At 60.7% G+C, this 26,283-nt stretch carries 27 protein-coding genes; 7 read left to right on the forward strand and 20 right to left on the reverse strand.

The window, feature by feature from the left end; translation table 11 throughout:
• Nucleotides 1-56: 56 nt before the first annotated feature.
• The 4 genes from RHM69_RS02990 to RHM69_RS03005 form a co-directional block, all read right to left on the reverse strand.
• Nucleotides 57-1,382: an MFS transporter gene (locus tag RHM69_RS02990; protein WP_014718679.1), complete on the reverse strand. Its 1,326-nt coding sequence runs from the start codon at nt 1,380-1,382 to the stop codon at nt 57-59.
• Between the two features lie 56 nt (nt 1,383-1,438).
• Complete coding sequence (gene lhgO / locus RHM69_RS02995; RefSeq protein WP_200600353.1) at nt 1,439-2,632, reverse strand: L-2-hydroxyglutarate oxidase; 1,194 nt, start codon at nt 2,630-2,632, stop codon at nt 1,439-1,441.
• A gap of 106 nt (nt 2,633-2,738) precedes the next feature.
• On the reverse strand, nt 2,739-3,449 hold the full coding sequence (locus RHM69_RS03000) for a FadR/GntR family transcriptional regulator (RefSeq protein WP_197882253.1): 711 nt from the start codon (nt 3,447-3,449) through the stop codon (nt 2,739-2,741).
• A 38-nt stretch (nt 3,450-3,487) separates the two neighbouring features.
• On the reverse strand, nt 3,488-4,720 hold the full coding sequence (locus RHM69_RS03005) for an MFS transporter (RefSeq protein ID WP_200600355.1): 1,233 nt from the start codon (nt 4,718-4,720) through the stop codon (nt 3,488-3,490).
• A gap of 113 nt (nt 4,721-4,833) precedes the next feature.
• Between RHM69_RS03005 and RHM69_RS03010 the strand changes: the two genes are divergently transcribed.
• Nucleotides 4,834-5,718, forward strand: coding sequence for a LysR family transcriptional regulator (locus RHM69_RS03010; protein ID WP_103452112.1), 885 nt, complete (start codon nt 4,834-4,836; stop codon nt 5,716-5,718).
• A gap of 56 nt (nt 5,719-5,774) precedes the next feature.
• Nucleotides 5,775-6,452, forward strand: a complete 678-nt coding sequence (locus RHM69_RS03015) for a GNAT family N-acetyltransferase (RefSeq protein ID WP_014718674.1) — start codon at nt 5,775-5,777, stop codon at nt 6,450-6,452.
• Here RHM69_RS03015 and RHM69_RS03020 read toward each other — a convergent pair.
• Nucleotides 6,442-7,044, reverse strand: coding sequence for a TetR/AcrR family transcriptional regulator (locus RHM69_RS03020; protein ID WP_060767714.1), 603 nt, complete (start codon nt 7,042-7,044; stop codon nt 6,442-6,444). The two genes, RHM69_RS03015 and RHM69_RS03020, sit on opposite strands and share 11 nt — an antisense overlap.
• A 72-nt stretch (nt 7,045-7,116) precedes the next feature.
• On the opposite strand from RHM69_RS03020, the gene RHM69_RS03025 reads away from it, so the two are divergent.
• Complete coding sequence (locus RHM69_RS03025; protein WP_014718672.1) at nt 7,117-7,716, forward strand: NAD(P)H-dependent oxidoreductase; 600 nt, start codon at nt 7,117-7,119, stop codon at nt 7,714-7,716.
• Between the two features lies 1 nt (nt 7,717).
• Here RHM69_RS03025 and RHM69_RS03030 read toward each other — a convergent pair whose 3' ends face one another.
• The 3 genes from RHM69_RS03030 to RHM69_RS03040 form a co-directional block, all read right to left on the reverse strand.
• Complete coding sequence (locus tag RHM69_RS03030) at nt 7,718-8,107, reverse strand: hypothetical protein (protein WP_019816884.1); 390 nt, start codon at nt 8,105-8,107, stop codon at nt 7,718-7,720.
• A 61-nt stretch (nt 8,108-8,168) separates the two neighbouring features.
• Entirely contained in the window at nt 8,169-9,425 is a 1,257-nt protein-coding gene (locus tag RHM69_RS03035) for a 3-phosphoshikimate 1-carboxyvinyltransferase (RefSeq protein WP_200600357.1), read from the reverse strand.
• Between the two features lie 164 nt (nt 9,426-9,589).
• Nucleotides 9,590-10,144 carry a UPF0149 family protein gene (locus tag RHM69_RS03040; RefSeq protein WP_019816886.1) on the reverse strand — a complete coding sequence of 185 codons (555 nt, stop codon included), beginning with the start codon at nt 10,142-10,144 and terminating at the stop codon, nt 9,590-9,592.
• A 184-nt stretch (nt 10,145-10,328) separates the two neighbouring features.
• Between RHM69_RS03040 and RHM69_RS03045 the strand changes: the two genes are divergently transcribed.
• Nucleotides 10,329-11,141 carry a crotonase/enoyl-CoA hydratase family protein gene (locus tag RHM69_RS03045; RefSeq protein ID WP_014718668.1) on the forward strand — a complete coding sequence of 271 codons (813 nt, stop codon included), beginning with the start codon at nt 10,329-10,331 and terminating at the stop codon, nt 11,139-11,141.
• A 5-nt stretch (nt 11,142-11,146) separates the two neighbouring features.
• Entirely contained in the window at nt 11,147-11,980 is an 834-nt protein-coding gene (gene nudC, locus RHM69_RS03050; protein ID WP_014718667.1) for an NAD(+) diphosphatase, read from the forward strand.
• Here nudC and RHM69_RS03055 read toward each other — a convergent pair.
• From RHM69_RS03055 to RHM69_RS03075, 5 genes are all read right to left on the reverse strand, one after another.
• Entirely contained in the window at nt 11,948-12,727 is a 780-nt protein-coding gene (locus tag RHM69_RS03055) for a TSUP family transporter (RefSeq protein ID WP_003191011.1), read from the reverse strand. The two genes, nudC and RHM69_RS03055, sit on opposite strands and share 33 nt — an antisense overlap.
• Before the next feature lie 109 nt (nt 12,728-12,836).
• Nucleotides 12,837-13,553, reverse strand: a complete 717-nt coding sequence (gene pcsA, locus RHM69_RS03060) for a phosphatidylcholine synthase (RefSeq protein WP_014718666.1) — start codon at nt 13,551-13,553, stop codon at nt 12,837-12,839.
• A 148-nt stretch (nt 13,554-13,701) separates the two neighbouring features.
• Nucleotides 13,702-14,622 carry a class I SAM-dependent methyltransferase gene (locus RHM69_RS03065; protein ID WP_200600359.1) on the reverse strand — a complete coding sequence of 307 codons (921 nt, stop codon included), beginning with the start codon at nt 14,620-14,622 and terminating at the stop codon, nt 13,702-13,704.
• A gap of 285 nt (nt 14,623-14,907) precedes the next feature.
• The gene (locus tag RHM69_RS03070; RefSeq protein ID WP_200600361.1) at nt 14,908-15,396 is read right to left on the reverse strand and encodes a DUF1289 domain-containing protein; all 489 of its coding nucleotides are present in this window, start codon (nt 15,394-15,396) and stop codon (nt 14,908-14,910) included.
• A 146-nt stretch (nt 15,397-15,542) separates the two neighbouring features.
• Nucleotides 15,543-16,793, reverse strand: coding sequence for a ribonucleotide-diphosphate reductase subunit beta (locus RHM69_RS03075; RefSeq protein WP_322255473.1), 1,251 nt, complete (start codon nt 16,791-16,793; stop codon nt 15,543-15,545).
• 334 nt (nt 16,794-17,127) lie between these two features.
• Between RHM69_RS03075 and RHM69_RS03080 the strand changes: the two genes are divergently transcribed.
• Nucleotides 17,128-17,343: a TOBE domain-containing protein gene (locus RHM69_RS03080; protein WP_003173733.1), complete on the forward strand. Its 216-nt coding sequence runs from the start codon at nt 17,128-17,130 to the stop codon at nt 17,341-17,343.
• A 57-nt stretch (nt 17,344-17,400) separates the two neighbouring features.
• Here RHM69_RS03080 and RHM69_RS03085 read toward each other — a convergent pair whose 3' ends face one another.
• The 4 genes from RHM69_RS03085 to RHM69_RS03100 form a co-directional block, all read right to left on the reverse strand.
• Nucleotides 17,401-18,546, reverse strand: a complete 1,146-nt coding sequence (locus tag RHM69_RS03085) for a MalY/PatB family protein (RefSeq protein ID WP_032903947.1) — start codon at nt 18,544-18,546, stop codon at nt 17,401-17,403.
• Between the two features lie 84 nt (nt 18,547-18,630).
• Nucleotides 18,631-19,176 (reverse strand): M10 family metallopeptidase C-terminal domain-containing protein, encoded by a 546-nt coding sequence (locus tag RHM69_RS03090; protein WP_322255507.1) that lies wholly within the window; start codon nt 19,174-19,176, stop codon nt 18,631-18,633.
• Nucleotides 19,177-20,139: an IS30-like element ISPpu17 family transposase gene (locus tag RHM69_RS03095; RefSeq protein WP_004577240.1), complete on the reverse strand. Its 963-nt coding sequence runs from the start codon at nt 20,137-20,139 to the stop codon at nt 19,177-19,179.
• 91 nt (nt 20,140-20,230) lie between these two features.
• The gene (locus RHM69_RS03100; RefSeq protein WP_322255474.1) at nt 20,231-21,787 is read right to left on the reverse strand and encodes a M10 family metallopeptidase C-terminal domain-containing protein; all 1,557 of its coding nucleotides are present in this window, start codon (nt 21,785-21,787) and stop codon (nt 20,231-20,233) included.
• A 261-nt stretch (nt 21,788-22,048) separates the two neighbouring features.
• Between RHM69_RS03100 and ggt the strand changes: the two genes are divergently transcribed.
• Complete coding sequence (ggt, locus tag RHM69_RS03105) at nt 22,049-23,773, forward strand: gamma-glutamyltransferase (RefSeq protein ID WP_103452316.1); 1,725 nt, start codon at nt 22,049-22,051, stop codon at nt 23,771-23,773.
• Nucleotides 23,774-23,894: 121 nt separating this feature from the next.
• Here ggt and RHM69_RS03110 read toward each other — a convergent pair whose 3' ends face one another.
• The 3 genes from RHM69_RS03110 to ampC form a co-directional block, all read right to left on the reverse strand.
• Nucleotides 23,895-24,419, reverse strand: coding sequence for an AAA family ATPase (locus RHM69_RS03110; RefSeq protein WP_014718660.1), 525 nt, complete (start codon nt 24,417-24,419; stop codon nt 23,895-23,897).
• Complete coding sequence (gene pnuC / locus RHM69_RS03115; protein ID WP_014718659.1) at nt 24,416-24,979, reverse strand: nicotinamide riboside transporter PnuC; 564 nt, start codon at nt 24,977-24,979, stop codon at nt 24,416-24,418. Before pnuC ends, RHM69_RS03110 begins: the two co-directional genes overlap by 4 nt.
• Before the next feature lie 114 nt (nt 24,980-25,093).
• Nucleotides 25,094-26,236: a class C beta-lactamase gene (gene ampC, locus RHM69_RS03120; RefSeq protein ID WP_200601144.1), complete on the reverse strand. Its 1,143-nt coding sequence runs from the start codon at nt 26,234-26,236 to the stop codon at nt 25,094-25,096.
• Nucleotides 26,237-26,283 lie beyond the last annotated feature (47 nt).

A 26,283-nucleotide genomic window follows, 5' to 3' on the forward strand; every position in this document is an offset into this window, starting at 1 on the left:
CCCATGATGCGCGATCCAGGTGCATCCATGCACCCGTTGGTCCGAACTTTTTTTGCTCAGTTCTTGAATGTCGAGTGTTTCGCGCCCTGATCGCAGAGGGCAAACACCACCACCAACAAGGCAGAAATCGCGAGGATCACCACCACGCCATCGGTGGAGTGGGTGGCCGAGGCCGCTACCATCGACAGCGCGCCCAGCGGTGCCAGGCCACCGGCAATGGCGGTGCCGATCTCCCGCCCGGTGCCAAAGCCCGATGAGCGCGTTTGCGTCGGGAACTGCCGGCTCAGGAACGAACCCTGGGGGGCGAACATCATCGGCGCGAGGATTCCGGTGCCCACCCCGATGGCGAGGTAAATCATCAGGCTTTCACCACTGTTGAGCAGGGCCAGGAACGGGTAGGCGAACAACAGCGAGCACAGCCCGCCGAGCATCAACACGGTCTTGCTGCTCCACTTGTCACACAGCCAGCCGAAGCAGGGCACGGCGACGATGGCCACCAGGCTGGCGATGGTCACCGACAGCGAGGTGACATGCACGTCCACGCCTTTGAATTGGGTCAGGTACGCCAGGGAGAAGGTCTTGAAGATGTAGCTCAGGGCGTTGTAGCCAATCGCGACAAAAAACACCACGGCGAGGCCCTTGAGGTCATTCTTGAACAAGGCTTTGAGAGGCGATGGCTTGGCCTTGGCTTTTTCTGTGCTCAGCGCTTCGAACTGTGGGGTCTCCGGAATGCTGTTGCGCACCCACAGGCCGACGCCTACCAGCACGATGCTGCAGATAAACGGAATGCGCCAGCCGCCGGCCAGCAGGAACTCGTTGCCGTTGATGGTCAGCAGGTAAATAGTCAGCGAGGACAGCAACAGGCCCAGGTTCAGGCCCAGTGCCGGCCAGGCGCCCTGGCTGCCACGCTTGCCTTGGGAGGCATGCTCGTAGGAGGTGACTGCCGCGCCCGACAACTCGGCACCTGCGCCCAGGCCCTGGATGATGCGGATAAACACCAGCAGGATCGGGGCCCAGATGCCGATGGAGGCGTAGCTGGGGATCAAGCCGATCAAGGTGGTGCACACGCCCATCAGGCAGAAGGTCAGCACCAGCACTTGCTTGCGCCCGAACTTGTCGCCCAGGTAGCCAAACAGGATGCCGCCGAAGGGGCGGGCGATAAAGCCGATGGCAAAGGTCGAAAAGGCCATCAGCGTGGCGGTCTTCGGGTCGCTGTTATCGAAGAAGATCTTCGAAAACACAATCGCCGCCATGGTGGCGTACAGGTAAAAGTCATACCACTCCAGCATCGAGCCGAAGATGGTGGCGGCGGCTACTTTGCGTAGGCGCTTGCGGGTTTGTTCGGGCGTTTCGGTACCGGGAATGGAGGCGGATGCCGACATGCTGGACTTCCTTCTGGGTCTTTGTAGTTATTGTTGGGTGAGCGGGCGGTGCGGTCTTACTGGGGGTGGAACAGGCGGTCGGCGATCATCGCGCCGATGGGCATGGCTGAGGTGGCGGCCGGTGAGGGCGCATTGCACACATGCAGCATTCGTGAGGTTTGGGCGAACAGAAAGTCGTGCACCAGGCTGCCGTCGCGCATTACCGCCTGGGCACGGATGCCGGCCTCGTAGGGCAGCAGGTCATCGAGCGTCAGGGACGGGCAGTACTTGCGGCACTGCTCCAGGTAGCCGGACTTGAACAACGAGTTCTTCATCTCGGTGGTGCCGGAACCGAGGTTTTGCCACAGGGTTTTCCAGAAACCCGGGAAGCTGGCGTACTGCGCCACGTCGCGCCAGTTCACCGAAAACTTGCGGTAGTTCTCGCGGCCCAGGCCCAGCACGGCATTCGGGCCGACGGTGACGCTGCCGTCGATCATGCGGGTCAGGTGCACGCCGAGGAAGGGCAGCTCCGGGTCGGGGATCGGGTAGATCAGATGGTTGACGATGTTGTTCTTGGCGGCGGGCAGGCGGAAGTACTCGCCCCGAAACGGGATGATCTGATGGTCGATACGGATGCCGGCCAGGCGGGCCAGGCGGTCTGACTGCAAGCCGGCGCACACCACCAAGTGGCGGGCCTGCCAGGTCTCGCCCTCGGTGTTGACGGTGACCGTATCGGTGTTTTCGTGGATGGCAGTGACGGTGCGTTCCAGGCAGATCTGCCCACCGCTGCGACGAATCACCTGGGCCATGGTCTCGCACACCTGGCGGTAATCGACAATGCCGGTGGCATCGAGAAACAAGCCGCCGAGGCCGACGATGTTCGGTTCACGCTGGCGCAGTTGTTCGGCATTCAAGCGCTCGACCTGCATGCCATTGAGCTGGGCACGGGCGTACAGCGTTTCCATGCGTTGCATTTCCAGCGGACTTGAGGCCACCAGCAGCTTGCCGCACACCTCGAATTTGATCCCGTGTTCGCGGCAGAACTGCTTGGTGGCTTCGGCGCCGCGCTTGCACAAATCGGCCTTGAGGCTGCCGGGTGCATAGTAGATGCCGGCATGGATCACGCCGCTGTTGTGGCCGGTCTGGTGCTTGGCCAGCACCGACTCTTTTTCCAGGATCACCAGCGACGCGCCAGGTTGGCGCTTGAGCAGCTCCATGGCGGTGGCCAGGCCGACGATGCCGCCGCCGATAATGCAAAAGTCATGAATCATTGCAGAAGTACCTAGGCTGTACATTTCAGTCTGATTATCAGGTTGTCAGACTAATGTTTTTGTTAAAAAAATGGCGTGTCCGCGGACACGCTGCAAACAAGGTGGATCAGTTCGTGGTCGGTAATTCCAGTTGCAGGCGTCGCGCTGCGGCACGCAGGTGTGCCTCGGCACTGGCGGCGGCGCGTTGGGCGTCGCCGTCGGCAATGGCATTGTAGAGCTGTTGATGTTCCTGGGTGGCATCGGCCGAACCGGTGGCAAAGCGCGACGCCGAGTTCTCCCACGCGGTTTTACGCGCACTGGCCAACTGGCTCCTGAGGAAGTCATGGAAGGCCACGAAGTAGTCATTCTTGCTGGCGTCGGCAATGGCACGGTGGAATTCCACATCGGCCAGGGCTGCGGCTTCAAAGTCGTCGCGGTTGTCCTGCATGGCCTGCAACGCGCTTTTCATGCGCTGCAGGTCGGCGCTGTCGCGGCGCTGGGCGGCAATCGAAGCGGCCTGGGTTTCGATCCACAGGCGCACTTCGAACATCTGCGCCAGGTCAGGTCGTCGACCGTTGGGCTGCGGAAACCGAAACACCGTGCCCGCAGGGGTCTGCGAAATAAACGAGCCCAGGCCACGGCGGGCGGTGAGCACACCGTCGGCCTTGAGCTGGGCAATGGCTTCACGCACCACGGAACGGCTGACGTTGAGTTGTTCGGCCAGTTGCTGTTCGGTCGGCAGGCGCGACTCCGGGGCCAGTTGGCCGGATTCGATTTCTGCGCGAATGGCGCTGACAACCCGTACGACAAGCGAATCGGGGCGCTGGAGCTCAAGCATGGGAAAACCTTGGTGATCAGGTTGTCAGACAATAGTCGTTACGATTTTAGCTTGTCAATATTTGTCTGCTTCGCGCTGGCCAGGGAATGCCCACGTCTCCAGGCGATCAGCAGCGCCAGTAACAGCAAACCTACCGCCATGGCGAAGGTCGCGTGCAGGCCGGCTGCCACCGCCTGGGGCGCGGCGAGGCTGACATCCGGGGTGGCGCGGGCGAACACCGCGCCGAGGGCCGAGGCGCCGAAAATCAGGCCCAGGTTCCGTGACAGATTCAGCAGGCCGGACACCGTGCCTCGGCGTGTCGCCTGTATATCGCTCATCACTGCCGTATTGTTGGCTGCCTGGAACAGGCTGTAGCCGGCCGTCAACACGATCAGGCCCGCGAGATAAACGCCAAGCCCGGACGCCAGCGACAGCAACAGGGCCCCGCACAGCATCACGCCCAATCCCATGAGGGTCAGGCGTGGGCTGCCAAGGCGATCGGTCAGGTAACCCGCCGGTACACCGGTCACCGCCGCGACCGTTGGCCCGACGGCCATGGCCAAGCCCATCCAGGCGGGATCGAGGCCCAGGCCACGGGACAGGTAGAACGGCCCCACCACGAACGTGGCCATGATCACCGCCGACACCAGGGCACTCATGGCCAGGCCTGCGCGCAACGGCGCATCGCGCAGGGGCGCCCAGACTGTATCGCCTGGCCAAGCGTCGCGGCGGTGAGCATCCACCGGCAAATAACGGTAGGCGAAGGCGGCAGCCACACCCGCCAAGGGCAGGCCGATCAAAAACAGCGCGCGCCAGCTCCACAGGCTGAGCAATACCCCGCCGACACTCGGACCCATGGCCGTGCCGAGTGCCGACAGGGTGCCCAGCAGGCCCATGACTCGGCCGGTATTCTCTTTCGTGACAGTGTCACCCACCATGCCCAGTGTCATCGCCATCATGATCGCCGCGCCCAGGCCCTGGAATGCCCGTGCGCCGATCAGCCAGGGCAGGGTTGGCGCGGCGGCACACCCGGCGCAGGCCAGGGCAAACACCAGCAACCCGGCCAGCAGCAAGCGCCGGCGCCCCAGACGGTCGCCCAGGCGCCCGGCGCTGACAATCACGGCGGTGATGGCCAGCAGGTAGGCGAGCACCACCCACTGCACGGCCTGAAACGAGGCACCGAAGGCGTGCGCCAGGCTGGGCAGGCCGACATTGGCGATGCTGGTGCCCAGGGCGGCCAGCAACATGGACAGCGACAAGGCGACCAGGCCGCCGCGTGTGGAGGTTTGCATGCGCGTTTCCTTGAGTGAATGCACCTGTCACAAATCTACGGCGTCGCCTAACATGGCGGAAGACGCATGGCTTGCAGGTTATAGCTGCACCCAACGCCTGATCAGGAGCCCGCATGCCCGACCTCAATTTACTCATCACCCTCGACGTGTTGCTTGCCGAAGGCAGCGTCGCTCGCGCCGCCCAGCGCCTGCGCCTGAGCCCTTCGGCCATGAGCCGGGCCCTGGCGCGTTTGCGTGCGGCCACTGGCGATCCGCTGCTGGTACGTGCCGGGCGCGGCCTGGTGCCGACGCCCCGGGCGTTGCAATTGCGCGAACAGGTTAGCCAACTGGTGCAGGACGCCCATGCGGTATTGCGCCCGGCGCACACCCTGGACTTGGGTGAGGTGGTGCGTACCTTCACCCTGCGCACCAGTGAGGAGTTCGTCGAACGCTTCGGCCCTGCATTGCTCGCGCGTATCGCCCAGGAGGCTCCAGGGGTGCGCTTGCGTTTCGTGCACAAGAGCGACAAGCACAGTGCGCTGCTGCGCGACGGTGGCGTCGACCTGGAAACCGGTGTGGTCGATGTCGGCGCCAGCCCGGAGGTGCTGACCCAGGCGCTGTTCCGTGATCGCCTGGTGGGCGTGGTGCGCGAGGGCCATGCTCTGAGCCGCGGCCCCTTGAGCGCAGCGCGTTTCGCCCAGGGACAACATGTCTACGTGTCGCGGCGCGGCCAGGACCGTGGCCAGATCGATGAGGCCCTTGAGGCGCAAGGTCTGGTTCGGCAGGTCAGCATCGTGGTCGCCGGTTTCAATACGGCCATCGCCCTGGCGCGTGACACCGACCTGATCGCCAGCGTGCCTGAGCGCTACATCACTGTGCCGCCTCGAGGGTTGCACTGTTTTGAGCTGCCGGTGACGTTGCCGCCGTTTACCGTGGCGATGCTGTGGCATCCACGACAGGATGCCGACCTGGCCCATCGCTGGCTGCGCGCGTGTTTGCGCGAGGTGTGCGGGCCATGAGCGGCGCGCAACAGGTACAATCGCCGCTGCCTTGACGCGAAACCCCAGGAATTTGCATGTTCAGCCTTACCCGCTACACCACGCCGTGCCCCGAACCGGTCAACAGCCAGATCCTGCAGATGGTGGTGGACAACCTCACCGATATCAGCAGCGTAGCGCTGGCACCGAGCAACCTGCTCTACAACATCTACCAGTACGCCATCGGGTTTGAGGTACACCTGTACCTTGAGGCGTTGAATGGCGAAAAGGGCATCGCCGTCGAGTTGGTCGTGGCGATGGAAGACGAGACGGTGGTGGGCTTTTGCCTGTACCTGCCGGTGAAGGATGACCCGAACGCGTGTGGCATCGCGTTTATGGCGGTGCAGGCCGGCTTTCGTCGCCAGGGTGTGGCACGCAGCATGCTGGACGAGGTGTTGGCGCGTTATCCCCACGCCGAACTGGCCTGTGCGGTAGAGAAGGTTGCGGTGTTCGAAGCCATGGGTTTCCAGGTACGCGGTGCGCGTGGCACCCAGGTCGTGATGAACACCCGCAACTACGGCACCGATGGGCTGATGGGCGTGTTGGATGTGGCTTCAATCTACAGCTCGCTGGAAGTGCGGCAGATCCACACCTACCTGCTGCAAAAACACGGCAAGCGCGCCATGGTCGATGCGGAGAAACAGCGTGATCGGCACCTGGACCAGTTGACGCGCAAGGCGCAACTGTTCGTCCAGGGCCGTCTGCCTACGGCCTGACGCGCTTGACCATCCCGAGGATAGTCTCCAGCAGTTCCTGCTGAGCTTCCTCGCGGCTGATCTCGCCATTGGCCGCCGCATGGGACAGGGCTTCCGCCGCGCCGAGCATGGCGCGCAACCCGGCCTGGGAAATACTGCCGCCGTGGGTGAAGGGCGACAGCGCGTCTCTGCACTTATCGAGGAAGATCGCCTCGTATTCGCGCTTGGACGCTTCCAACTCCGGCGAACCGCTCAAGGCGGCAATCACCCCGGGGATTTCCCGACCTTGCAACAACACACAATCGACATACGACGACGCGATAACCCACGCGCGGTCCTCAAGCGTCGCCTTGCTGGTGGCGATGGCATCGGCAAACACCTGGTCCTGGCGCTCGTCGAAGTCTGCATACAGCGCGGCCAGCAACCCCGCGCGTGTAGCGAAGTGGTCGTACACCACTGGTTTGGTGACGCCCGCCAGCTCGGCCAGGCGGCCCAGGGTCAGGGCGTCGGTGCCTTCGTCACGCACCAATTGCCAGGCGACGTCGAGTAACTGGCGCAGGCGATCTTCACGGGACAAACGACGACGGGGGGCAGGGGAATCATTGCTTGACATGCTTATATACCAAAAGTAACTTATTCGACGTAACTTACTAAAAGTAGATTAAGCCGAAACGGAGTCAAAGTCATGCACGCACTGATCGTTGTTGCCCATCACGACCCGCAATCCCTCACCCACAGCGTGGCCGCCGAGGTGGGCGCGGGCTTGAGCGCCTCTGGCCACACCTTTGAAATAGCCGACCTTGCCGCTGAAGGGTTCGACCCACGCTACAGCGCGGCCGACCATCGGGTGCACCGTACTCGGGCGACGCCGCCAGCCGACGTGGTGGCCGAGCAGGCCCGCATCGATCGCGCCGACGCGCTGGTGCTGGCATTCCCCATCTACTGGTGGTCAATGCCGGCATTGCTCAAGGGTTGGGTCGACCGCGTATTCGTCAATGGCTGGGCGATTGATTACGGCCCCGATACACCGGTGCAGAAGAAACTAAGGCATTTGCAGGTGCATCTGCTGGCCCTGGGTGGGGCTGATGACAGTGCCTTTGAGCGACACGGTTATGCCAAGGCCATGAATACCCAGATCGACTACGGCATCTTTGATTATTGCGGGGCGCGGGTACTCACTTCCGAGTTGTTGTTGGACTCGGAAAGTGGCACGGCCCAGGCGCATTTGCACAAGGCCCGGGCGGTGGGGCAGGGGTTGTTTGAGCGTGAGGCCGTCGCGGGATAATTCAAGCGTCGCGAAACAGGTCGTGGGCGTCCAGCAAGCGGTAGGCAATCTCTGGTTTTTTCTCCAGGCCGCGGCGAATGGAGGCGGGGATCGACTGGCGAGTCTTGCGGCACATGCCCGGCAGTTCGTCGATGACGATCTGGATCCCGCGCATGCTTTTGACCTCGGTATGCCCGGGCGCGATGTGGACGCGGATGCCGAGTTGGTCGTACATCCGCTGTTGCAAGTGTTCGAGGTCTTGCAGGCTCTTGAGGTTTTCCAGGCGCTCCAGCAGGATTTTTTCCTGCTGTCGCGTCAGTTGCAGAATGCGCAGATCAGCGCCGGGAGCTTCCAGCAGTTGTTCACGGTTGCAGACACAGGCGCCGGGTGGGCAGGGTTGGCGAAGGGTCATTGACGCTCCCGGCAAGGTTCAGTTGTAGGAGCGAGCTTGCTCGCCCCTACAGGTTTGTGTGTCAGTAGCTCAAGTGAACGCCCAGGCTGGCCAGCGCTTTCCAGTAGTCAGGGTAGGTCTTGGCTACGCAGTCCGGGTCTTGGATGCGAATGCCCGAGACTTTCAGCCCGGCCAGGGCAAAGCACATGGCGATGCGATGGTCGGCGTGGGTGTCGATCAGTGCGGTGCAGGCGGTGCCAGCCAAAGCGGGGTCGCTGGCAACCAGCAAGTCATCACCCTCGATGGTCGCCAGGCCCGGACGAATTTCGTTGAGGCCATCGTGCAGCGCCTGCACGCGGTCACATTCCTTGACGCGCAGGTTCGCCAGTTCAGTGAAGCGCACCGGGGTGTTGTTGAACGCGGCGAGCACCGCCAGGGTCGGGATCGCATCCTGCATTTGTGAACCCACCACCGTGGCCTGCATGTTCGGGAATTGCGCGATCACGGCCTGGGCCTTGGCGTCGGGCTGGGTGAAGTCCTGTGGGGCTACACCAATATCGATACGGCCACCGGTCAGTACTTCTGCGGCCCACAGGTAAGTGGCGGCGGAAGCGTCGGGTTCGATCAGGTAGTCATGGGCGGTATAGCCGGTGGGGCCCACGCGCCAGGTGGTGTCGTCCACGGCGTCGACCTGGGCCCCGAACGCACGCATGCAATCGAGGGTCAGGTCCACGTAGCCACGGGCGCCAATGTCCTTGCCGGTCAGCGCCACTTCAATCGGCGCTTCGCCGCACGCCGCCAGCATCAGCAGGGCCGATACGTACTGGCTGGACAAACCGGCGTCAATCTCAAAACGCCTGGCCTGGACCTTGCCCGCGCCGTGCACGGTTACCGGTGGGCAACCGGTGGGGCTGTCGACCTGGATGCCGTTCTGGCCCAGGGTGGCCAGCAGCGGGCCGATCGGGCGTTTTTGCATGTACTCGTCACCGTCCAGTACCACGGTGCCTTGCACGGTGGCGACGGCAGCCGTGAGAAAGCGCATGGCGGTGCCGGCGTTGCCGAGGAACAACGGCTGGGCCGGCAATTGCAGCGAGCCTTGGCTGGTGACGACAAAGGTGGTGTCGTCCGGCTCCTCGATGGTGACGCCCATCTGCCGCAGGGCGACCGACATGTGGCGCGTGTCATCACTTTTGAGCGCACCGCTCAAACGGCTGGTGCCCTTGGCCAGTGCCGCCAGCAACAGCGCTCGATTGGTAATGGATTTGGAGCCGGGGGGCGCGACCTTGCCAGTGAGGGGGAAGTTGGGCGGTGTAACGGTCACGGTTTTCTGCGAACTCAAGGTACAAGGCTCCTGGTCAAGGCGAGGTGGCGTGGAGTGGCCGACGTGCGGACCCGAATCATCAGGCAAACACGCCATGCTTGTCGAGTGAGTGGGTGATCTGCGTATTTTATTGGCATGCGCTGCGGCCGAATGTAGGAGCGAGCAAGCTCGCTCCTACTGCCTTACCGCTGGCTCAGCCAGTAGTCATGCAGCGCCCGCGCAGCCGGTTCGATTGCGCTGACCTGCAGTTGATGGGCGTTTACATCCAGATCCGCCGGCAATTCGAAATTGTCCTGTTCGGCGCACCAGGAAATCCGCTCCAGTTGCCCGGCTTGTACAGCGGGCAATGGCGGCCAGTTGGCGATTGTCACGCCGCGCACATAACCAAAGCACCATTCCTCGGCAAGGGTCACCGCCTGGCCTTGATGTTCGGTTTCATCGAAACGGGCTTTGAATGCCTGGGAGTCAGTGGCCAATTGCGCGGCCAGGGTATTCATATGGCGTACACACAGCTCGAGAAAAGCCTGGGCCTCGTCCATGTTGTCCCATTCAGGGTTTTGCCCACCCCAGATCGCCGGGAACCACTCGGACACATCCACCTTGGCCGGGCTGGAAACCAGGGCGGTGAAATAACCGTCGAGTTCGGCCATGTTCAGCACCGAGTGGTCTTCGCCGTATTTGAGCAAGGTGGCGTCAATGAATTCGAAATCGGCGGGAGCGAGAGGTTGGGCGTGCATGGCATATCCTTAAAACGTCGAGCGCCGCGCACAGCGCGGCTTAAAGCACAAAGGATGGCCTGTGCGTCGGGTTTTATCCAGCGTCTTTTCCCTCACCGTGGCCAGTCCCGTTTTTGGCCGATGCGCCGTGGCGCACCCTTGATATAGTCTGGCCTTTCTCAATCGCCAGTCAGGGATCACTGCCATGTCCGAATACCAAGCCTTCGTTGTCGAACTCAGTGGCAACGTTGCCCATGTGCAGATCAATCGCCCGGAAAAGATCAACGCCATGAACGCGGCGTTCTGGACCGAAATCATCGACATCTTCCAATGGGTCGACGAGACCGACGCCGTGCGTGCCGTGGTGCTCAGCGGGGCGGGCAAGCACTTTTCCTCGGGCATCGACCTGATGATGCTGGCCTCGATCGCCAATGATTTTGGCAAGGACGTGGGTCGCAATGCGCGCCTGCTGCGCCGCAAGATTCTCGAGCTGCAAGCTTCGTTCAACGCCGTGGACACTTGCCGCAAGCCCGTGCTGGCGGCGATCCAGGGCTACTGCATTGGCGGTGCCATCGACCTGATCAGCGCGTGCGACATGCGCTACGCGGCCGAAGACGCGCAATTCTCGATCAAGGAAATCGACATCGGCATGGCCGCTGACGTCGGCACCTTGCAACGCCTGCCGCGCATTATCGGCGATGGCATGCTGCGTGAGCTGGCCTACACCGGTCGTCAATTCGGCGCCGAAGAAGCGCGCAGTATCGGCCTGGTCAATCGCGTGTTTGCCGATCAGCAAAGCCTGCTGGCGGGTGTCATGGACCTGGCCCATCAAATCGCCGCCAAGTCGCCGATTGCCGTGACTGGCACCAAGGCCATGATCAGCTACATGCGTGACCACACAGTCAATGACGGCCTGGAATACGTTGCCACCTGGAACTCGGCTATGTTGCAATCCAACGACCTGCGCGTGGCCATCGCGGCCCATATGAGTAAGCAGAAACCCGAATTCGTGGATTGACTGACATGACCCCAGGCTGGATTACCACAACGCTGCTGGACAACGACGCCGCCGGCGGCTGGGCCGTCGCCCGCAGCCGCGAAGGCTTTTTACACGATACCAACGGCCCGCTGTTCCCGCGCGAATGGCTCAAGCGCCAGGACCTGTCGGTGTTTGCCGAACACGGCATCGGCCACCTCGACGGCGAGCCGGTGTACCTGTTGGAACTCGACTCGCCGGCTGATGTGCCAGGGTGCAGTTGGCAGGGCTTGCGTGGCTTTATGCTGCAAGGTGATCACACCCTGTACAAGGTGCTGGGCTACGCCGCGCAGATCGGTACCTGGGCGCGGGAGCACCGTTTTTGTGGCAGTTGTGGCCAGGCGATGGTACAGGTGCCGCGGGAGCGGGCGATGTATTGCCAGGCCTGCGACCTGCGCAGCTATCCACGCATCTCGCCAAGCATGATCGTGCTGGTGACCCGTGGCGATGACATCCTGCTGGCGCGCTCGCCGCGTTTCGTCACGGGGGTCTACAGCACCCTGGCCGGTTTTGCCGAGCCGGGTGAGTCCGCCGAAGACTGCCTGATCCGTGAAGTGCGCGAAGAGGTGCAGTTGGAGGTCAAGAACATCCAGTACATGGGCAGCCAATGTTGGCCGTTCCCTCACTCGATGATGCTGGGCTTTCACGCCGAATACGCCGGTGGCGATATCGTTCCCCAGGCCGACGAGATCGAGGACGCGCAGTGGTTCAATATCCACGAGCTGCCGCCGTTGCCGGCGTCACGCTCGATTGCGCGTTACCTGATCGACCTCTACGTGGCCCGCCGCCTAGGCCACGCTGAACCAGTGCTGCCAGGCTAGGCGCACGGTCAGGCCCAGCACCACGGTGATAAACACTGGGCGGATGAATTTGGCGCCGCCGCTGATCGCGCTGCGTGCGCCAAAGAACGCGCCACACATCACCGACACACCCATCGCCAGGCCGACGATCCAGTCCACCGACCCATTGATGATGAACACCGTCAGCGCCGCGGCGTTGCTGACGAAGTTCATGCTGCGCGCCACGCCGCTGGCCTTCACCAGATCGATGGGGTGCAGCAGCATCGTGCTGACCGTCCAGAACGCCCCCGTGCCGGGCCCGGCCACGCCATCGTAAAAGCCCAGGCCAAAGCCCTGGGTGGCTTGCCATTTCTTTTTGATCGGTGCCTCGGCATCCAGTGGCGCCTTGGGCGTGCCCCCGAACAGCAGGTACACACCGCAGGCGAAGACGATCACCGGGAGCATCTTGTTCAGGGTTTCGGCAGGCAAGTAATGAGCGACGACCGCGCCGGTCAGTGCACCGATCAAGGTACCGACAATGGCGTGCACCCATTGGCGTGGGTGGAACAGCTTGCGGCGGTAGAAGGTAAAACTGGCGGTGGCCGAGCCGAAGGTGGAGCTGAGCTTGTTGGTGCCCAGCACCAGATGCGGCGGCATACCGGCGGTGAGCAGGGCCGGGGTGGTCAACAAACCGCCACCGCCGGCGATGGCGTCGATAAAACCGGCGATAAAAGCGACAACGGCCAGGATGGCCAGGGTGGTGAGGTCTACGCTGAGTTCGAAGGGCATGGGCAGGGCTTATTGTTGGAGGGCCGCAGAAGGCCAGCATCTTACTGCGATGTGACTCAAATGTGGGAGGTGGCAAGCCTCTCCCACATCTTTTACCGGGCCCGCCTGGTTATTTGTGCGCGCCCAGCCATTCCACGGCCGTGCGCCAGATGCAGATACCCAGGAAGTACGCCGACATCAGCGACCACAAGCCAAATGTCCAAGGGTTGGTATTCGGGTAATCCACCACCATCAGGAAGCTGCACAGCAGCCAGATAGTGGTCACCGCGATGTTGATCGGCATGAAACGCTTGACCCGGAACGGGTGCAGGAACTTCATCGGCGTCACGGTCAACAGCGCCAGGCCGATCACGGTCAGCAAGGTGACCCAGGCATCCGGCTGGATGATATAGACGCACAGCGCAACGACGTTCCAGGCGGCAGGGAAACCGACGAAGTAGTTGTCCTTGCTCTTCATGTTCACATTGCAAAAGCAGAACAGCGACGACACCAGGATCACGGACACCGCAAACAGGTGGGTGAACTCGGGCAGGTCGATGTAGCGGTAGATAAACAGGGCAGGAATGAACACGTAGGTGAGGTAGTCGATCACCAGGTCCAGCACCGAGCCGTCAAAGCTGGGCAGCACCGTGCTGACATTCACCCGTCGCGCCAGCGAGCCGTCGACGCCATCCACCACCAGTGCCAGGCCCAGCCACAGCAGGCACGCCTTGGGGGAGTTTTCCAGCAGCGCCAGGGTGGCCAAAAAGGCCAGTACCACACCGGTGGCGGTAAAGCCGTGGGCGCCCCAGGCTTTGAGTCTGGCTACATGCAGGGTCGATATCACGGGCGGTTCTCCAAAAGGTCAAACGGGGCAGCCGACGACGTAGCGCCGTCGAGTCTGGCCAGGGAATGCAGGTATCGACCGGGAAGGGGAGGATAAGGTTCACCGCCCGGCGTATCCGTTAGCGTAGCAAGCGTAGGATGTTTCGGCATCAGCCCTGACGGAACACCAGTGCCTTTAGTCCACTCTGCGGATCAATGTCAGGAAATTCCGGTGGGTTTTCCAGCCGCTGTACAAACCGCAGGCCCGGTGCTTCGCGGGTCACGCCGTCGATCAGGAAATCTTCGCCGAAGGCCGGATCGTTCATGCATGCCAGTACGGTGCCGTGGGCACTGAGCAAGTCCGGCAGGCGGCGCAGCACGCGCTGGTAATCCTTGGTCAGCAGGAAACTGCCTTTCTGGAAGGAGGGCGGGTCGATGATCACCAGGTCATAAGGACCGTTGTTCGTCACCTTGGCCCAGGACTTGAACAGGTCGTGGCCCAGGAAACTCACCCGGCTCAGGTCGTGCCCATTCAAACGATGGTTGTCGCGGCCACGGCTGAGGGCACCACGGGCCATATCCAGGTTCACCACATGGTCGGCGCCGCCTTCGATGGCGGCCACGGAAAAACCGCAGGTATAGGCAAACAAATTCAGCACGCGCTGGCCCTGTGCTTGCTCACGTACCCAGTTGCGCCCGTAACGCATGTCGAGAAACAGCCCGCTGTTCTGTTTTTTACCCAGGTCGATCAGGTAGCGCAAGCCGCCCTCGGTGATGGTCAACTCGTCGATGGCGTCGCCCACCAGCCATTCGGTGGTGCTTTGCGGCAGGTAGCGGTGTTGCAGGGCCACGGTGTGCGCGCCGAAAGCGGCCCAGTCGATGTGCAGTAGCGTCTGCTTCAGGGCCTGCAGGTGCTCGGTTTCCTTGAACAACGCCACCAGCACTACCCCTTGCAGCCAGTCCACCGTCAGTTGTTCCAGGCCCGGCCAGCAGCGGCCACGGCCATGGAACAGGCGCCGGGTTTCCGCGGGCGCGTCAGCCAGGGCAGTGAGCAAGTGGGCGTGCAGGGTAGAGAGTGCGTCTGGGTTCATCGTTAAGCGTCAGTCATCGGGCGGGCGGCATTTTAAACACAATTGGGTGGGAACTGGCTTGCCTGTGAAGGCGGCCTGACAGCCGACCCCTATCTACCTGAAGCCCCGGCATCCAACTGTGGGAGCTGGCTTGCCTGCGATGACGGCCTGATAGTCGACGCTTATCTACTTTGGATCGCGGAGCGTGAGTTGGATCATCGTCGGCTGTCAGGGCCGTTACGGGAGCAAGCTCCCTAGCCACAGGCCCAGTGCTGTACCGCGTTCCCGCAGTGTTTGCGATTTGGGTCAGCGCGTGGCAATCAGCGCCGGCCCGAATGACTCTTTCAAGAAAACAGGGGCGATATAGCGTTCGTAATGTGCCTCGGACAGCAAAAAGAACTCTCGATCTATCGCATCGCGCAAATCTGCCAGGTGGCGTTCACGAAACTCCGGTAACAGCGTCAAACCATAGGCATCCAGCCTGGAAATCACCCGCGCACCCCGCGCAATCAACTGGTACGCCCAGCAATACGGCGACTGGTGCGGCATAAAACGAATCTTGCGCGCTTCCAGCTGCTGTCGCAGGCAGTGCGGGTCGAACACTTCCAGCTTGCTGGCCATCACCTGCACCAGCAGTTGTTCCAGGCGCAGCCACACCGCCTGTTTTTCCTCGGCGTTATAGCCATTCCACTGGATCACCTCGTGGTGATAACGCTTGCAGCCCCGACAGACCAGGTCACCGTAGACGGTGGAACACAGCCCGACGCAGGGGGTTTTGATGGTGTTGTTGGGCATAAAGGCTTACTTGCAAAGTCTATGGATCACAATAGCCAATGTGGGAGCTGGCTTGCCCGCGATAGCTGTGTGTCAGTGGGTACATCCGTGACTGATACACCGCTATCGCGGGCAAGCCCGCTCCCACATTTTTTGGTTCGTGTTGATTAGTCCCAGCTCAACGCGCCGCCAGTCTGATACTCGATCACACGGGTCTCGAAGAAGTTTTTCTCTTTCTTCAAGTCCATGATCTCGCTCATCCACGGGAACGGGTTGGTGGTGCCTGGGTACTCTTCCTTCAAGCCGATCTGCGACAGGCGACGGTTCGCGATGAACTTGAGGTAATCCTCCATCATCGCCGCGTTCATGCCCAGCACCCCACGCGGCATGGTGTCGCGAGCGTATTCGATCTCCAGCTGCGTACCCTGCAGAATCATCTGGGTCGCTTCTTCCTTCATCTCGGCATCCCACAGGTGTGGGTTTTCGATTTTGATCTGGTTGATCACGTCGATACCGAAGTTCAGGTGCATCGACTCATCGCGCAGGATGTACTGGAACTGCTCGGCCACGCCGGTCATCTTGTTGCGGCGGCCCATGGACAGGATCTGGGTGAAGCCGCAGTAGAAGAAGATGCCTTCCAGTACGCAGTAGTAGGCGACCAGGTTGCGCAGCAGTTCCTTGTCGGTGTCGACGGTGCCGGTTTCGAACTTCGGATCGGAGATCGAGCGGGTGTACTTCAGGCCCCAGGCGGCCTTTTTGGCCACCGATGGAATCTCGTGGTACATGTTGAAGATCTCGCCTTCATCCATGGCCAGCGATTCGATGCAGTACTGGTAGGCGTGGGTGTGGATCGCTTCTTCGAAGGCCTGGCGCAGGATGTACTGGCGGCACTCCGGGTTGGTGATCAGGCGGTACACGGCCAGCACCAGGTTGTTGGCTACCAGGGAGTCGGCGGTGGAGAAGAAGCCCAGGTTGCGCATGACGATGCGGCGCTCGTCGTCGGTCAGGCCTTCGGGGTTTTTCCACAGGGCGATGTCGGCGGTCATGTTGACCTCTTGCGGCATCCAGTGGTTGGCGCAGCCGTCGAGGTACTTCTGCCAGGCCCAGTCGTACTTGAATGGCACGAGTTGGTTGAGGTCGGCGCGGCAGTTGATCATGCGCTTTTCATCAACGGCGACGCGGGCGGAGGCACCTTCCAGCTCGGCGAGGCCTTCGGCGACGTCGAGTTTGTCCAGGGCGGCCTTGGCGCGCACGATGGCGGCGGAGTCGTCGGCGGTGACGGCGCGGGCTTCCACGGCGGCAGCGGCGCCGGCACCGTCGAGGCGGTCCATGTTGGCTTCGGTGGCGTGGCCGGCGTTGGCGCCTTTGATCACCGCTGCACCGGTGTCTTCGTTGTCGACTTCATCCCAACTCAGCATGGAAATACTCCTTCCTGGTACTCGAAAAATAAATGTTTTTGCAGGCTACAAGGCATTGAAATACTGCGCGTAGTGTGATCGGTAAAATACCGGCGCTGCACACTATGTAGTGGTCTGATCTGTTTGTAGGCACACTATATGGGGTGTAACAAAGTTGGTCAACGCACAAGATGTGCGGTCATAGGTCGCTGCTGGGCACGACACATAATTTTTCGATATATCATTATCGAATAAATAAATAGGTATTTATTCCTTTTAATATTTTATCCGGCAGCGCATTTTGAGGGCCTGCGCATTCGTGCGGATTGACCCAACAGCCAAAAGGAAAGCCGACATGACCATCAAAGCGATCAACGTGCGCAACCAGTTCAAAGGCGTGATCAAGGAGATTCTGCTGGGGGAAGTGGTGTCGGAAATCGATGTGCAGACCGCATCGGGCATTGTGACGTCGGTGATCACCACGCGCTCGGTGCGTGACCTGGAATTGAAGGTGGGCAGCGAAGTGATTGCCTTTGTGAAATCGACGGAAGTGTCCATCGCCAAGTTGTGAGTGGACAAAACAGCCCGGGAAGAGGCGCGTTCTCTTCCCGTGCAACTGCGACCGAAGTCAGCGGTTTTGCAAGCAGATCTCCATGCGTTCGACGCCTTCCTCCAGCATCAATCGTGGGCAACCGAAGTTCAGGCGCACGAACTGTTGGCTGTCATCACCAAATTCGATCCCCGCGCTCAGGCCGACCTTGGCCTGCTCAAGGAAAAACTGCTGTGGGTCATCCAGGCCAAGAGCGCTGCAATCGAGCCACGCCAGGAAGGTGCCCTGTGGTGCATGCATCACCACGCCGGGCAGGCGGGTTTTTACCGCGTCAAGCAGGTAGTCGCGGTTGGCTTGCAGGTACTGCACCAGCGCGCTGAGCCAGTCGGTGCATTCGCTGTAGGCGGCGCGGGTGGCTTCCAGGCCCAGAGGGCTGACGCTGTCGACCATGCCGCAGCGCGCCTGATTGAAACGCTCGCGCACCTCGGCGTTCTGGATCACGGCGAAGCAGGTCTTCAGGCCGGCCACGTTATACGCCTTGCTCGCCGACATCAGCGTGATGGTGCGCTGGGCAATCTCTGGGCTGAGGCTGGCGGTGGGGATGTGGCGGCGGCCGTCAAAGCACAGCTCGGCGTGGATTTCGTCGCTGATGATCAATGCGCCGGTTTCCAGGCAGGCATTGGCCACTGCCATCAGCTCTCCACGGGGAAACACTTTGCCGATGGGGTTGTGCGGGTTGCTCAGCAACAGGGCTCCGGCCCCGTTTAGGGCTTGGCGCATCGCGGGCAGGGGCGTGAGGAACTCGCCGTTGACTTGCTCGAACGGCACCTCGATGCGTGGCAGGTTCCAGTTGCCGGGCGCCAGGCGAATCGGCCGATAGTTGGGGGTTTGCAGCACCACCGCCTGGCCAGGCTGGACGAAGGCGTGCAGGGCCATATTGAAGCCAGGCTCGACGCCAGGCAGGAACAGCAGTTCTTCGGGCTGTACGCGCCAGGCGTACTTGGCCCACAGGTCAGCGACGATGGCGTCGCGCACGTCCGGGCCGGCCACGCTGTAGCCGAGAATCTGCTGGTCGAGCCGCGCGTGCAGGGCTTGCAAGATGGCGGGCGGCGCGGCGATGTCCATGTCAGCGATCCACATCGGCAGAACATCTTTCGGGTAACGGCTCCACTTGGTACTGCCGGTATCGAAGCGTGGGTGGATGGTTTCGAAATCAAAGCTCATGGACAGGCTCGTATCAGGGCGGCGGTAAAAGAATGGCGCCGATTCTAGCGTCATTTGCTTTAATGCACGATGTTGCTCACGCCTTCAGAGATAGGTGCCTACCGGCAAATTAAGGCCGATCACATCCTCACTGCTGATTGGCCGGGTGCTTTTGATCAAGAAGTCGGTCTTGCGATCCCCGGTCAGATCAATACCCAGAAAGTACCTGTTAGTGGCAGGGTTTCGCACGAGGATAGTGTCGCCAGCCCGGCCGCTGTACTGGCTGACATAGTTAAGGGTGACACCTTCTTTTGCGCTCATTTCGCTCAGGTCGATTGTGTCTTTGCCTGTAGTGAAATCCACTAGCAGGTCGGCGCTATCACGGAGCGAGTCGGCGGCGGCGCGGTACTTGAACGTGTTGAAACCGCCGTTGCCCATCAATTTGTCGGCCCCGGCGGCACCCACCAGTACGTTGTCAGCGCTATTGCCGGTAATACGGTCAGCGCCATTACCGCCAATTGCATTCTTGATGACGGTGTCAGTTGCGATACTGATATTGCCCTTCAGGCCCCCGATATCCGAGCTTGCGCCGGGCGTGAGATCAATTCGCTGGTTTTGGCAGAAGGCAGAGAAGTCAAACGTGTCCTGAATTCAACACATAAGTGCAACGCTCACCCCTGTATGCACTTCGTACGGCGTCTTCCAGCCCAAGCGCTTGCGCGGGCGTAGATTGATCCTCGCTACTGTCCGATTGACGGCTTCGACGGTCAGCTTGCTGAAGTCGCTGCCCTTGGGGAAATACTGGCGGAGCAGACCGTTGGTGTTTTCATTGGTGCCACGTTGCCAGGATGAATAGGGGTCTGCAAAAAAGACCTGGCACTGGCTCCGTAGCGCGATGCGTTCATGCCCGGCAAACTCCCTTCCGTTATCCAGCGTCAGCGTGTGAGCGGCATGGCCCTGAAGCATCAGATTGATCGCCCGCGTTACCTGCCGGCGCGTTCTGCGCTTGACCGGATAGGCGCTCAGATAGCCGCTTTTGCGATCAACCAGGGTCACCAGGTTACCGCCCAGTCCATGTACCGTATCGCCCTCCCAGTCCCCCAGGCGCTCGCGGCTTTCGACCTCGGCTGGGCGTTCACTGATTGACACGCGATTACGCAGCTGCCCGCGCCGATCGTGGCTTCCATAGCGTTTCCGGTAGCGCTTTCGGCGATGTCGCAGATAGGTATAAAGCTCACCACCGGCGCGCTGTTCGGCGGCAATGAACCGATAAATCCACTCATGGCTGACCGCCCGGCTTGGCTGCTCCTGCTTCAACCGCTGGGCGATCTGCTCCGGACTCATGCCATGCTTGAGCCACACCGGGAGATGATGGCTGAGCCATGTCGCCGGCTTGCAAAACTTGCGCGCACCCGCTCGACGAGCATCACTTTCATGGGCCGCAGAAACAGCCTTGTAGATATTCTGGGTGCTGTTGCGGCGAACCTCGCGACTGATCGTCGAGGGATGCACGCCGACCCGCTTTGCAATGCTCGCCTGGCTCTCTGCGGCGCTCAAGCCAGCCTCAATCTGGTAACGTTGTCCCTGAGTCAGCTGCCGGTAATGCGTAGTCATCTGCGCTTGAATCCTTCGGTGTGAGAGCCTGGATTCTACCGGTGGCTGGCTCTCTGCCTCTCGTTTCAAGCGTTGCGCTTATTCTATGAATTCAGGTGTCGTTGCCTGCTTTGTCTGCGACAGTAAAGTGCGGCTTATCGCAAGGTGACGTAAGAGACGTACCTGCTTTGCCGCTGTTGGAGTTGAATCCATAGACGGTATCGGTAGGGCTGCTTTCAGGCTGAGGCGCAGGCTTGGGACATGGTTGGGGCTTTGGCTCAGGTGTCGGGCGCGGGGTTGGCTGCGGCTCGGGTGCTGGGGTAGGGTCAGGCTTGGGCTGTGGCGTTGGCGCTGTATCGGCAGACGTAATAAGGTCTTCGGACTTTATGGGATGTTTACTCAAAATCTTAAACGCAGACGTGGTACCTCCGCTCACGTCCAGCGTTAACGTGTACATCTTGATAGTGTCATCGTACGCCAATACCAGTTCACCTTTACGGCCGGTCAATTTGCTGACTATGTCTGGCTGGCGGATGCCGGCCTCTTTAAGGACGTTAACTAGGTCAATTTTATCGACGCCGCTGGTGAAGTCAGTGATGGTGTCCGGTTTGCTGGCAGAGGTGTCGCTGGCTTTGCTGTATACAAATGTATCTGCACCACCACCTCCTGTGAGGTTGTCGGCCCCGGCTCCCCCGGTTATATGATTGTTGGCCTGATTGCCGATCAGTACGTCATTTCCTGAGCCGCCAATGGCATTTTCCATAACGACGCCTTTGGCAATGGACACATTACCGCGCCGGCCGCCCACGTCCGAGAGTGCCTGGGCATTAAGGTTAATTCTCTGGTTCTGTTTATATCCGGAGAAATCCAGTGTGTCATTGCCACCGCCATCCCAGATACAAAAAGCTACCATGTCATCGGAAGACTTTAAACTGTAGTAGTCGCGTTCTGAGTTTGAGTTGAATCCGTAAGTTGTATCGCCTTTACGAGTTTCATAGTTGGGTTCGTAGAGACGCTGAATCGCTTCGATATCATGCATCATTGGCGTTGAGGTGGCGTCAGAGACGCTGACGCCATTGGTCGCCGGACGGTACCAAGGTGTGTTATAGCTCATGGCAGTATGGGTTTTGCTATTCTCCGGATAGTTACCTTCCGGATGTTGAAGCCCCAAACCATGGCCCAGTTCGTGAATCATTGAAGCGTTCAAGGGGAATCTGCTATCTCCTGTACCAATGCCTATGTTCTGAAGACTCCCTTGATCATTTGGGTAGACCGCATAGCCCCCTACACCGCTGTTGGCGTGAAGCACAAAGGAAGCATCCGTATTCTTGGCATGCTCGGTAAACTTGACTTTTACCACATCCTCCCAGGCCTGCATTGAACTTCTGAAGGCTTTTTTTCTGGCCTCGCTGAGCTCGAGGGCCCCCCCATTCTTGAGCCAATTCGTGTCGGGGTCATTCGAGTTGAAGAATTTGTAGGAAACGTCAATTTTGCCGTCGTTATTTTTGTCTTTGATTTTGTAATTATTTCGCGTCAGGTTTTTTGCGACTTTATCTGAAAGTGAAGAGGCAACTGAGTTGTTTGCAGTCGACTGAAGTTGCGCGGGTGGCGCTGAATATTCAGAGTGGTCGCGAAGAAAGTTAGGCCGAACGCGCGGGATCGCTGACATGATTGTTTCTCAATGTAATGTTAATAGTGGGGGTGTTTACATAGGGGTGGCAGACGCAAAGTACCTAATTCAATGGCTAGATGAAAACTGACTCTGTATTGCAGTATGTTGGCGTGTTCAAGCTGCATGCCTGTGAAATAGCGGCCAATAGGGCGAGTGTGTCCCATGACCGACAAGTTCTGTGTCAAAAGCGCCATCGCGCTGGGGATTTAGTCAGGCGAGGGCTATTTTGGTGCATCTCAATAATCAGAGTAGCCATGGATGAAATACCAACCCTTGAGTCACACCTTGATTGCTACCGCGCTGGTAGTAACGATCAACGGGGTGCATGCAGCTTCCCAGGCCCCGGTTGCGGGTGAAAATGGCATGGTGGTCACGGCCCAGCACCTGGCAACCCACGTGGGTGTCGATGTGCTCAAGGCCGGCGGCAACGCGGTCGATGCGGCGGTGGCGGTAGGTTATGCGCTGGCGGTGGTGTACCCGGCGGCGGGCAACCTGGGCGGCGGTGGCTTCATGACCGTGCAACTGGCGGACGGGCGCAAGACCTTCCTCGACTTCCGCGAAAAAGCCCCGTTGGCGGCGACGGCTGACATGTACCTCGACAAGGCCGGCAATGTGGTCGAGGGCCTCAGCGCCAAAGGCCATTTGGCGGTCGGCGTACCGGGCACGGTGTCCGGCATGGAACTGGCCCTGAGCAAATACGGCACACTCAAGCGCGCCCAAGTGATTGCCCCGGCGATCAAGCTGGCGGAAAACGGCTTTGACCTGGAGCAGGGCGATATCGACCTGTTGCACACCGCCACCGGTGAGTTCGAAAAAGACCAGGATATGCGTGGCATCTTCCTGCATAACGGCGAGCCGATGCAGGTAGGCCAGAAGCTGGTGCAGAAGGACCTGGCCAAGACCCTCAAGGAAATCTCGGCCAAGGGCACCGACGGTTTCTATAAAGGCTGGGTCGCCAAGGCGGTGGTGGATTCCAGCCAGGCCGGCAAAGGCATCATCACCCAGGCTGACCTCGACGCCTACAAAACCCGCGAACTGGCCCCCATCGAGTGCGACTACCGTGGCTACCATGTGGTCTCGGCGCCGCCACCCAGCTCGGGCGGTGTGGTGATCTGCCAGATCATGAATATCCTCGAAGGCTACCCGATGGCCGATCTGGGCTATCACTCGGCCCAGGGCCTGCACTACCAGATCGAAGCGATGCGCCACGCCTACGTGGACCGCAACAGCTATCTCGGCGACCCGGACTTCGTGAAGAACCCCATTGAGCACCTGCTGGACAAAAACTATGCGGCTAAGCTGCGCGCGGCGATCGAACCGCAGAAGGCCGGTGACTCCCAGGCGATCAAGCCAGGTGTATCGCCCCATGAAGGCAATAACACCACCCACTATTCCATCGTCGACCAATGGGGCAACGCGGTCTCGGTGACCTATACCCTCAACGACTGGTTTGGCGCCGGGGTGATGGCGAGCAAGACCGGGGTGATCCTCAACGATGAAATGGACGACTTCACCGTCAAGGTCGGCGTACCGAATATGTATGGGCTGGTGCAGGGCGAAGCCAACGCCATCGCACCGGGCAAGGCGCCGCTGTCGTCGATGAGCCCGACCATCGTCACCAAGGACGGCAAGGCGGTGATGGTGGTCGGTACACCGGGGGGCAGTCGCATCATCACTGCGACTTTGCTGACCATCCTGAATGTCATCGACTACAAGATGAATATCCAGGAAGCCGTGGACGCGCCGCGTTTCCACCAGCAGTGGATGCCTGAGACCACCAACCTTGAGACGTTTGCCGTGAGCCCGGATACCCAGAAGATTCTCGAGAGCTGGGGCCATAAATTTGCAGGTCCCCAAGATGCCAACCATTTGGCCGCGATCCTGGTCGGTGCGCCTTCTCTGGATGGCAAGCCGGTGGGTAACAACCGCTTCTATGGGGCCAATGACCCGCGACGCAATACGGGGTTGTCGTTGGGCTACTGAAACCTGGTACGGTAAAAAATGTGGGAGCGGGCTTGCCTGCGAAAGCGGTGGGTCAGTCTATGCATGTGCTAGCTGATACAGAGCATTCGCGAGCAAGCCCGCTCCCACAGGGGGCAGTGTGTCAGGGCTTGAGCAGCTGGGTTACTGCGGCAAATGCCGCCTGGCGCCGTTGTTCCCAGTCTCCACCAATCACCACCCGTGGCTGTCGATGCTCCTGCATCCACTCCAGGCTGGCCTGAAAAAACGCCCGGCGATCCGCCAGTTCCGGCTGGCAGCGCTGGCCGTCGGCACTCCATTCCACGTCTTCGGGGGAGAGCAGCAGGTGCAGGTCGTAATGCCGCGCCAGGAGTTCGTCATCAAGCCAGCCGGGGTAATCGCCGAACAGGGTCTGGCTCCAAAGTTTGTTAGTCAGCAGGTGGGTGTCGAGGATCAGCAACGCGGGGCATTTGGCGCGGGCGGCATCCTCCCAGGCCAACTGGCCTTCGGCGATGGCCGGGATATCCGCCAGGGTGGTGTCGCGCTGATGCTGATCGATGAAGTACCGCACATATTCCCCCACCATCAACCCGCCGAAGTGCGCGTGCAACTGCGCCGCCAGCCAGCTCTTGCCGCTGGATTCGGGGCCCGCCAATACCACCACTTTCATGTGCGCAACGCCGGGTCGGCGCGCCACTCGCGCCAACCTTGCACGGCAATCACGGTAAACAGCGCGTAGAGCGCGGCGGTGAGGTAGAGGCCTTTGTAAAGGAACAGGCCGACGAAGATCACATCGACCACGATCCATAATGCCCAGCACTGCACGCGTTTTTGCGCCATCCACATCTGCGCCACCAGGCTGAAACCGGTGAGCGCGGCGTCCAGCCAGGGCTGGGCGGCGTCGGTCCAGTGGGCCATGGCGGCACCCAGCAACAGGCTGCCGACGGCGCCAACAGCCAGGCTGGCCATGATCGCCGGCACGCCCAGGCTAGTGACCTGGCGGCCCTGCTTGACCTCGCCGGCGCGGGTCCACTGCCACCAGCCGTAGACCTGCAAGGCCGCATAGACCAATTGCAGGAGCATGTCGGAGTAGAGCTTGACCTCAAAGAAAACCCAGGTGTAGAGCAACACCATCACCAGGCCGATGGGCCAGCACCAGGGGTTTTGTTTGACCGTTAGCCAAACGGCGATCACCCCCAGGGCGGCGGCAAACAGTTCAAGCCCGGACATGGCGGATCCTTGGGGGAGTGGGAGAGGGGCGGTGATTGTACCTAGAGCCCAGCGATCTTCAAACGTGCACCACCGACACTAAGGCAAGCCCCCGCCCATCGGGGTATACCGGCTTCAGTTATCCATTGCACTCAAGATCGCATAAGCCACTTTCACCCGTTCGGCATTCGGGTAGTTCTTGTTGGCGAGGATTACCACACCCATGTCCTTGCTGGGTACATACGCCACATAGGCGCCAAAGCCGCCGGTGGAGCCGGTTTTGTTGTAGAGCACGTTGGCGGGCTGCGGCTGGGCGGGTTTGAGCCAGTTAACCTTGTGCGGCTCCATCGCCATCGGTGTGGAGTTGCCGTCAAGCAACGCTTGCAGGGCGATGGGGTAGGGGTAGCGTTCCCAGCCCAGGCCCTGGGTCATGCCGTTGACGGTGTAGTAGCCGGCGTGAGTGGTGGCAAGGGCCTGCTGCACCGGTTGCTCCAGGGTTTGCGGGTGCATGTTCGCGATCACGTAGCGGGCCAGGTCCTGGCTGCTGCTCTTGAGGCCATAGGCTTCGAAGTCCAGGGCGCCAGGGTTGACGCGTACCGGTTTCTGCTGGCTGTCATAGCCCTGGGCGTATTGGCCAGCCTTGTCGGCGGGGACGCGGGTATAGGTATTGGTCAAGCCCAGCTTGGGCAGCAGGGTTTTTTCCATGGCGACGGTGAACGGCTGGCCCAGGCTTTTTGCGGTCACGTAACCGAACAGGCCAATGCTGGGGTTGGAGTAAAGGCGTTGTTCCCCAGGCGCATAAGTGGGTTTCCAATGCTGGAAGTAATCCATCATGGTGGTTGCACTGTCGGCGGCATCCGGAAACTGCAGCGTCAGGCCGCCGGCGGTGTAAGTGGCCAGTTGCAGCAGGCTGATGCGATCGAACGCGCTGCCAGCCAGGACGGGCAGATGTTGGCTGGTCATGTCCGACAGCTTGAGCTTGCCGATGGCCTGGGCATACCCGCCGAGGGTGGCGTTGAAGGTTTTGCTCACTGAGCCGATTTCGAACAGGGTGTTTTCAGTGACGGGTGCCTGGGTGTCTTTGGCGGCGACGCCGTAGTTAAAGTATTGCACTTTGCCGTGCTGGACGACCGCGACCGTCAGGCCCGGGATGCCTTGCTGTTTCATCAGAGGGGTGACGTGGCTGTCCACGACCTGGCGCATGTCGGTGGCGGCCATGCAGCTGCCGGCGCCCAGCAACAGGGCTGAAACCGCATATTTTTTCAGGGTGTGTTTCATGGTTCGCTTCCATGTAAATAAGGCAGTGGCGATGGTGGCCTGCGCAG

Source organism: Pseudomonas sp. CCI1.1 (assembly GCF_034348165.1).
Classification (GTDB): Bacteria; Pseudomonadota; Gammaproteobacteria; order Pseudomonadales; family Pseudomonadaceae; genus Aquipseudomonas; species Aquipseudomonas paracarnis.